Source organism: Saccharothrix sabaoui (assembly GCF_051756985.1).
GTDB lineage: Bacteria > Actinomycetota > Actinomycetes > Mycobacteriales > Pseudonocardiaceae > Actinosynnema.
This window is the reverse complement of record NZ_JBPKJK010000249.1, coordinates 1-8618: the sequence shown is the minus strand read 5'-3', so window position 1 is coordinate 8618 and position 8618 is coordinate 1. Positions and strand designations below refer to the sequence as shown.

Here is an 8618-nt window from a genome sequence, read left to right as displayed (position 1 = left end):
CGGCGCCGTCACCCGGTCGTCCCTGACCTGCGCGCCAGGTGCGCGGCCACGCCGTCGAGGTAGAGGTCCAGCGCGAAGCCGAAGTCCGCGTCCACCTCCTCCCGCACGTACAGGTCGTCCGCGTCGAACACGCCCGCGGCCACGACCCGGCCGAGCGCCGGCATCCGCCGCGGGTCGACGACGACCCTCAGCGCGCGTGAGTACGACCGGCTGAACGCGTCCGGGTTCTCCCGGTGGACCCGGGACAGCTCGACGCCCAGCCGCAGCTCGCCGTGCACGAAGGTGAGCAGGCCCATCACGATGCCGACCTTCTCGGCCTCGCCCACCGGCTCGTCGGCCAGCGCGCCGAGCGCGCTGTCGAACCAGGCGAGGTTGTGCGGCCCGACGGGCGGTCCGGCCAGCGGGATCAGCGCGAACCACGGGTGCCGCCGGAACGCGCCCACCACGGCGCGCGTCCACGTGGTCAGCCCGGCCCGCCAGTCGCCCGCCGGCAGCTCGGGCGGTGACTCCAGCGCCGCGTCCGCCATCAGCGCCAGCAGCTCGTCCTTGCTGTTCACGTGCCGGTAGAGCGCCATCGTCGACTTGTCGAGCTGCTGCGCGACGCGGGCCATCGAGACGGCGGCGAGCCCTTCGGCGTCGGCCACCTCGATCGCCGCGCGGGTGATGTCGGCGACCGTGAGGGACGGTTTGCGGCCCCGTTTCGGCGCCTCCCGCAGCCCCCAGAGCAGGGCGATCTCGTCCGGCAGGCCGTCCTCGTCGGTCATCCTCGCCCCCTCCTCGCGCTGCTCGCAGTCTAGGGCTTCCGCAGAAAACTGCGTATGAGCTACGCTAATCTGCGTATCCGATACGCATAAAGGGGGCGGCGATGATCGTCGACGTGCGGGGCCTGCGCAAGGCGTACGGCTCCACAGCGGTGCTGGACGGGGTGGACCTGGAGGTCGCCGAGGGGTCGGTCTTCGCGCTGCTCGGCCCCAACGGCGCGGGCAAGACCACCACCATCCGCGTGCTGTCCACGCTGGCCAGGCCGGACGCGGGCGAACTGCGGGTCGCGGGCCACGACGTGGTGCGCGAACCGGCCGCGGTGCGCGCCGCGATCAGCGTCACCGGCCAGTACGCGGCCCTGGACGCCGAGCAGACCGGCCGCGAGAACCTCGTGGTGATCGGCCGGCTGATGCGCCTCGGGCGCGGGGGAGCCCGGAAGCGCGCGGTCGAGCTGCTGGAGCGCTTCGACCTGGTCGACGCCGCCGACCGCCGCGTGAAGACCTACTCCGGCGGCATGCGCCGCCGCCTCGACCTCGCCGCGGGCCTCGTCGCGTCGCCGCGGGTCGTCTTCCTGGACGAGCCGACCACCGGCCTCGACCCGGTGAGCCGCACGACGATGTGGGACGCCGTCCGCGACCTCGTGCGCACCGGCACCACGATCTTCCTCACCACGCAGTACCTGGAGGAGGCCGACCGCCTCGCCGACCGGATCGCCGTGCTGGACAAGGGGAAGGTCGTCGCCGACGGCACCGCCGACGACCTCAAGTCCCGCGTCGGCGGCGAACGCCTCGACCTCCGGTTCGCCTCACCGGCCGACCTGGCCGCCGCCCACGTCCGCCTCGGCGGCTCCCGCGCGTCGGACCTGGTGCTCAGCCTGCCGTCCGACGGCTCCGCCGCCCACCTGCACACCGTGCTGGACGACCTGCGCGACGCCGGCGCGACGCCCGAGCGGGTCTCCTCGCACCGCCCCACCCTCGACGACGCCTTCCTCGCGCTGACCGCCCGCAGGGGAGTTCCCGCATGAGCCACGCCGTCGCCGACTCGATCACCATGATCGGCCGCAGCATCAGGTTGAGCAGGCGCAACACCGACACCCTCGTCATGTCCGCCGTCCTGCCGCTGCTGATGATGACCCTGTTCGTGCAGGTGTTCGGCGGCGCCATCGCCACCGGCACGACCTACGTGAACTACGTGGTGCCCGGCATCGTCCTGCTGTGCACCGGCTACGGCGCCGCGTCCACCGCGATGGCCGTGGCCGACGACATGACCTCCGGCGTGGTCGACCGGCTCCGCTCCATGCCGATCCGCCCGTTCGTCGTGCTGACCGGCCACGTGGTCGCCAGCGTCGCCCGCAACGCCCTGTCCACCGCGATCGTCGTGGCCGCCGCCGTGGCCATGGGCTTCCGCCCGGACGCCACCGCGGTGGAGTGGCTCGCCACCGCCGGCCTGCTCCTGCTCTACGTCCTGGCGCTCTCCTGGCTGGCCGCGGGCCTCGGCGCGGTGGCCCGCTCGGTCGAGTCGGCCAGCGCCCTGAGCTTCTTCATGCTGTTCCTGCCCTACCTCAGCAGCGCCTTCGTGCCGACCAAGACCATGCCCGCCGCCCTGGAGGCGATCAGCGAGCACCAGCCGATCACCCCGATCATCGAAACCGTCCGCGGCCTGCTGACCGGAACCCCGATCGGCACCAGCGGCCCCCTGGCCCTCACCTGGTCGCTCGCCCTGCTGGTCGCCTCCTTCCTCCTGGCCACCGCCCTCTACCGCCGCCGCGTGCGGGACTGACGCCGGCGCCGCGCGGCTTCCCGTTTTTGTCCACTATTTGGCCCGCGGCGCGATAACTGCCCACTTTTTTGTCTGTTTTCGGCGGCCGTCGGCTGCCTATCATCTGCCGGGTGTCCGGCTACAAGTACGATTTGTTCATCAGCTACAGCCGTTACGGCAGCGTGCGGAAGTGGCTCCAGAACCACTTCCACCAGAAGCTCGTGGAGTGCCTTGCCGACCAGGTGGCGCCGGCGCCGAGGGTGTACGTCGACTGGACCATGCCGAGTGCTGTGGACTGGCCCTCCAACCTGCAAAAAGCCCTGCACCGCAGCAAGATCATGATTCAGCTCCTCACCCCGCCCTACTTCGAGTCGCAGTGGTGCGTGGCGGAGTGGCGGAGTATGCAGGAGCGGGAGAAGATGCTCGGCTTGGCGGGTTCGGACCTGACCCAGGGGCTGGTCTACCCCATCCTCTACTCGGACTCGGAAAACTTTCCGATGGAAGGTCGGACGCGTTCTTGGCGGGACTTCAAAAAACTGGCTCAGCCGGACTTGGTGTTCCAGGAGAGCCGGAAGTTCAACCGCTTCCACCGGGAGGTCAACGAGCTGGCCCGTGACCTGGTCCAACTGTTGCAGCAGGTACCCGAGTGGCAGCCCGACTGGCCGATCGTCGAGAAACCGGACCCGCTGCTCATACCGCCGCCCCCGCTGCCGAGGTTCGAGCTGTGACCGGCACCGTCATCACGTTCTACTCCTACAAGGGCGGTGTCGGGCGCAGCTTCACGCTGGCCAACATCGCGGTCCTCCTGGCGCGCTGGGGCTACCGGGTCCTCACCATCGACTGGGACCTGGAGGCGCCGGGCCTGCACCACTACTTCGCGTCGGTGCTGCCCACGGCGCCCGAAGGCGGCGTGATCGACCTCGCCCACGACTTCCTCGGCGGTGCCCAGGGCCCCCGGGCCCACGCGGTCCGGCTCGACGTCGAGGGCGGCACCCTCGCCCTGCTGGCCGCAGGCAGGCTGGACCAGTCCTACATGGGGCGGATGCAGCAGATCAACTGGGCGGAGCTGTACGAGCTGGGGTTCGCCACCTTCCTGGAGCGCTGTCGGGAGGAGTGGACCGAGGAGTACGACTTCGTCCTGATCGACAGCCGGACCGGTATCTCGGACATCGGCGGCATCTGCACCGCCCACCTGCCGGATCGGCTGGCCGTCGTGTTCACCGCGAACGAGCAGAACCTCAAGGACGTCGTGGACGTCGTCGAACGCGCCGACCGCGCGCGGGACCGGATGCCCTACGACCGACCGCAGCACACGGTGCTCCCCATCCTGTCCCGGCTGGACAACCGGGTGGAGTACGAGCGGGCCGAGGAGTGGCGGCGCAGGTGCGCCCGGGTCGTCGCGCCGCTCTTCGGCAACTGGCTGGTCAAGAGCGTGCCGGAAGACCTGATGCTGAAGCACCTCACGGTGCCGTACGTCTCCTACTGGAGCTTCGGCGAGCAGCTGTCCGTGCTGGAGGAACTCGTCCCCTCGGCGGACCAGATCTCGTTCGCCCTGGAGACGGTGGCCGCCGTCGTCGCGCAGCAGTTCGACCGCACAGACCTGCTCGCCGACAACCGGGACGCCTACGTGGCGGCGGCGCGCGACCGCCGCCGGGAGTTCGGCCTGGACCTGCTGGTCTCCAGTCCGCGGTCCGCCCTGGGTGTCGCGACCAAGCTGATCGACGAACTGCGCGCGCTCGGCGTCCGCGCCGGCGGGTCGCTGTCCGGCGACCCGGAGTTCCTCGACCGGCGCCGCGAGCCCGCCGAGCACCTGTGCCTGGTGGTGGACCGCGCCGCGAGCCGCTGGCAGGTCACCGAGGCGGAGCGCTTCCTCCGGCACGCGATCGGCCCGGCCAGTGGCCGACGCCAGTTGTTCTGCGTGCTGACGCACGGCACCGACCCCGAGCACCTGCCGGGTTTCCTGCGCAACCTCCAGCACCTGCGGTTGGAGCCGGGCGCACGGCCCGCGCACGTGGCGCGGCAGCTGTTCGACCTGATCACCGGCACGCCGTCGGACGCGGAGAGCCCCGACCAGGAGGCCCTGCGGGACGCGGCGGCCGCACTGCGCGACGTACCGGCGGAGGTGCCCTCCCGTCGGCGGGTGCCGCTCGTGGAGCAGACCGTGCGCGACATGACCGCCGCGCTCGACGACGGCGACCTGCCGCTGTTGCACGACCTGTCGCTCGACCTCGGGGTGCTGTTCAGGTCGCACGCAGACGGCGGCCGGGTCGCCGTGCCGGACGAGCTGCGCGCCCTGATCGACGCCCTGCTCGCCCGGATCGACCGTCGAATCCACTCGATCTCCGACTGAAAGGTGGCGGAATGCCGCGGGAGTACGCGAACGAGGAACGGGCCGCGCTGATCGTGCTGATGCTGGAGAACCGGGACGTGCCCAACACGGAGTTGGACAAAGACCTCAAGGCCAGGCTCAGCAAGGGCGGCCGCGAACGGCTGAACGAGGACGGGCTCCTCCGGTCCTGGAAGGTGGGGAACCGGCTCGTCCACCGGATCACCGACGAGGGGATCACCTGGTGCCTGGAGGACCTGCGCGCGGGCGGGCCGCCGTCGAGGACGGGGGCGTTGTCGCGGGCGCACTTCGCGGTGCTGAAGATCTTCATCGAGCACCACCGGCGGCACGGCACCCTGGTCGAGGTGATCCGCTCCGGCGGGGACCTGGAGACGCTGATCCGCTCCGCCTACCTGGACCTGTCGGTCAAGCCGCAGGACTGGGTCCGGCTGGCCAGGCTCCGCCCCGAGCTCAACGGCGCGGACCGGGCCGAGGTGGACGCGGTGCTGCTGGGGATGGCCAGGGCCGGTGAGGTGCACCTGGTCCCCGAGTCCAACCGCAAGGCGCTGACCGACGCCGACCACGCCGCCGCGATCAGGATCGGCAGCGAGGACAAGCACCTCATGGCGATCGAGGAATCATGACCGGTGACCAACGCGAGGCGCTGGCCGCGCTCCGCTTCAACTCCGCCGAGACCCCCGACGACGTCTGGCACACCTCGCCGTCCCACGTGGAGGGCATGCACGACAGGGCGGAGCGCCGCATCCGGGCGGGCATCGCGGACGCCAGGGCCAGCACCGGCCCCAGCCCGGTCGGCCTGGTGCTCCAGGGCCAGAAGGGCGTCGGCAAGACCCACCTGCTCGGCGCGGTGCGCCGCGTGGTCCAGGGGCAGGGTGGCTACTTCTTCCTGGTCGAGCTGACCGACGGCACGGTGTTCTGGGACGACGTGGCCGATGCCCTGCGCAGCCAGCTCCGCCGGCCCGACGACAACGGCGCGCTGCAGCTCACCACCCTGCTGCGGCAGTTGTGCGAACGGGCCGGTGTGCCCGGCGTGGTGGCGGGGGCGATCACGGCCGCCGCGCCGCTCACCCCCGACGACCTGCGCGCCTTCCTGCACCACCTGTCCGGGTTGGACGGCCTGGTGGCGGTCGAGTGCGGCGACACGATCCGGGCCCTGGTGCTCTACGGGTCCGAGCACTTCGACGTCGGCCTGACCTACCTCCAGGGGGTCGAGGACACCGGCGACGAACGCCGCCACTGGGGCCTGCCGGTCAAGCCGAAGTCGGCGCGCACGCTGGTGCGCGACATCTCGCGCGTCCTCGCCCTGACCGGTCCGAGCGTCATCGCCATCGACCAGCTGGACACGCTGGTCAACAAGAGCCAGGACCTCACCGACGAGGAGGAGACGAACGCGGGGCTCGTCCAGGAGCTGGCGCTGTTCTCCGACGGGCTGATGCAGCTCCGCGAGACGACCAGGCGGACGTTGTCCCTCGTGGCGTGCCTGCCCTACACGTGGAAGAAGCTGCACTCGGTCGCGAGCGACACGGTGTCCGACCGGTTCACCGAGACGCCGATCCTGAACTCCATCGTCGACCCGGGCCTCGGTCGGGCGCTGGTGGAGCGCTGGCTCGGGGTGGTCTACGAGCGCACCGGGTTCACCCCGCCGCAGCCGACCTGGCCGGTGTCGCCGGACGCGTTCGGCGCGTCGTGGCTGCCGCAGACGCCGCGGCAGCTCCTCCGGCGCATCCACGCGCACGCCGAGTCCTGCCTCTACGGCGAGATCCGGGAACTGGGGTCGTTCGACGAGTCGTCCGAGCCACCGCCCGAGCCACTGCCCGGGCCGACCGGGCCCGACGGTCCGGAGCCGGGCCACTTCCGGGACTTCGACACCCGGTTCGCGGAGCTGCGGGACAAGGCGGAGATCACGGCCGCCGCGCTGAAGCAGCACAACGAGGACGAGGTGATGCCCGGGCTGCTGCTGGCCGGGCTGAAGTCGTGGATCAACGAGGTCGGCAACGACGACATGGCGTGGGAGGTGGAGTCCATCGCCGGCGGGGGCAAGCTGCACGCCGGCCTGCGCCGCACCGTGGACGAGGAGCTGGACGTCGCCGAGCGCTGGGGGTTCCGGTTCATCGCCAGCGCCCACGGCAACGTGGTGCTGCGCCGGCTGCGCGACGCCCGGGTCGCGGCGGAGATCCGCGCCGGCGCGCGCAACCGGCACCTGGTGCTCATGGTCAACGGCAACCGGGGGTGGACCGGTCAGAAGACCAGGGGCGAGGTGGCCGAGCTGGAGCGGACCGGGGGTCGGCGGGTCAACGTCTCGGACGACGACCTGCGGACGTTCAGCGCCCTCAAGGAGATGCTGCCCATGCAGAGCCACCAGCTGCTGGCGTGGCTGGTGGCGCGGAAACCGGCCAGCAGCTCGACGTTCCTGCGGGAGATCCTGCCCGGCCAGGGGCGTTCCGCGGCCAGCCACCAGGAGACCCGGCCGCCGCCGTCACGGGCGTCGGGGGAGCAGCCGTCCCCCACGGGGATCGCGCTGGGCATGGACGGCGAGGTCCGGGTCGAGCTGGAGTCGTTGCGCAAGCACGTCATGATCTTCGCGGGTTCCGGCAGCGGGAAGACCGTGCTGCTGCGGCGGATCGTCGAGGAGTGCGCCCTGCGGGGGGTGTCGGCGATCGTGCTGGACCCGAACAACGACCTGGCCCGGTTGGGCGACGCCTGGCCGCAGGCGCCGGCCGACTGGCGGCCGGGGGACGCCCGCAGCGCCGACGAGTACCTCGGCAGCACCGAGGTGGTGGTGTGGACCCCGGGACGGGCGGGCGGGCGCCCGATGAGCTTCAACCCGCTGCCCGACTTCGCCGGCGTGCTGGACGACGAGGACGAGTTCACCGCCTCGGTCGAGGCCGCCGTGGCCCGCCTGGTCCCGCACGCCAGGGTCGGCGGCGCCACGAAGACCGCCGCCCGCGGCCAGGCGGTGCTGCGCGAGGCCATGGCGCACTACGCCCGCAAGGGCGGTCGGGACCTGTCGGAGTTCATCGGCGTGCTGGCCGACCTGCCGGACGGGGTGAGCAAGCTGACCACCGCGCGGGCGACGGCGGCCGACCTGGCGGAGACGTTGCGGGCCGCGATGGTCAACGACCCGCTGCTCGGCGGTCGGGGCGAGCCCACGGACCCCGACCTGCTGCTCACCCCGACGCCGGGCAAGCGGGCGCGGATCTCGGTGATCAGCTTCGTCGGGCTGCCGTCCGACGAGCAGCGGCAGGGGTTCACCAGCCAGCTCCAGCTGGAGGTGTTCGCCTGGGTCAAGCGCCACCCGGCGGTGGACCGGCCGCTCGGCGGGCTGCTCGTGATGGACGAGGCGCAGACGATCGCGCCGTCCGGCACCGCGACGGCGAGCACGCGGAGCACCATCCTGCTGGCGTCGCAGGCGCGCAAGTACGGGCTGGGCCTGGTCTTCGCCACCCAGGCGCCGAAGGGCGTGCACAACCAGGTCACCGGCAACGCCACGACGCAGTTCTACGGCAGGCTGAACACCCCGGCGCAGGTCGCCGCGGCGACCGAGATGGCCAGGGCCAAGGGCAGCTCGGTCGGGGACATCTCGCGCCTGGAGCGCGGGTGGTTCTACGTCACCGGGGAGGACTTCGGGTTCCGCCGGATGCGCGCCCCGCTGTGCCTGAGCCACCACCCGCCCAGCCCGCTGCGGCTGGAGGAGGTGCTCGACCGGGCCCGCGACGGCCGGCCCTGACCCCTGACGCGGCACCGGTCCCGG

7 protein-coding genes are annotated in these 8618 nt (G+C 71.8%); 6 read left to right on the top strand and 1 reads right to left on the bottom strand.

Translation table 11 applies throughout. From position 1 onward, the window contains the following. Positions 1-8: 8 nt before the first annotated feature. Positions 9-764, bottom strand: coding sequence for a TetR/AcrR family transcriptional regulator (locus ACR807_RS39575; protein ID WP_438926672.1), 756 nt, complete (start codon positions 762-764; stop codon positions 9-11). Between the two features lie 101 nt (positions 765-865). Here ACR807_RS39575 and ACR807_RS39570 point away from each other — a divergent pair, with 101 nt between their 5' ends. The 6 genes from ACR807_RS39570 (at position 866) to ACR807_RS39545 (ending at position 8594) form a co-directional block, all read left to right on the top strand. Beyond that, positions 866-1786, top strand: a complete 921-nt coding sequence (locus tag ACR807_RS39570; RefSeq protein WP_438926671.1) for an ATP-binding cassette domain-containing protein — start codon at positions 866-868, stop codon at positions 1784-1786. After that, positions 1783-2541, top strand: coding sequence for an ABC transporter permease (locus ACR807_RS39565; protein WP_438926670.1), 759 nt, complete (start codon positions 1783-1785; stop codon positions 2539-2541). Before ACR807_RS39570 ends, ACR807_RS39565 begins: the two co-directional genes overlap by 4 nt. A gap of 110 nt (positions 2542-2651) precedes the next feature. Further along, entirely contained in the window at positions 2652-3248 is a 597-nt protein-coding gene (locus tag ACR807_RS39560; RefSeq protein WP_438926669.1) for a toll/interleukin-1 receptor domain-containing protein, read from the top strand. Next, positions 3245-4870, top strand: coding sequence for a tyrosine-protein kinase family protein (locus ACR807_RS39555; RefSeq protein WP_438926668.1), 1626 nt, complete (start codon positions 3245-3247; stop codon positions 4868-4870). The genes ACR807_RS39560 and ACR807_RS39555 overlap by 4 nt, the downstream gene beginning before the upstream one ends. An 11-nt stretch (positions 4871-4881) precedes the next feature. Then, complete coding sequence (locus ACR807_RS39550) at positions 4882-5490, top strand: hypothetical protein (protein ID WP_438926667.1); 609 nt, start codon at positions 4882-4884, stop codon at positions 5488-5490. Further along, positions 5487-8594 carry a helicase HerA domain-containing protein gene (locus ACR807_RS39545; protein WP_438926666.1) on the top strand — a complete coding sequence of 1036 codons (3108 nt, stop codon included), beginning with the start codon at positions 5487-5489 and terminating at the stop codon, positions 8592-8594. Before ACR807_RS39550 ends, ACR807_RS39545 begins: the two co-directional genes overlap by 4 nt. Positions 8595-8618 lie beyond the last annotated feature (24 nt).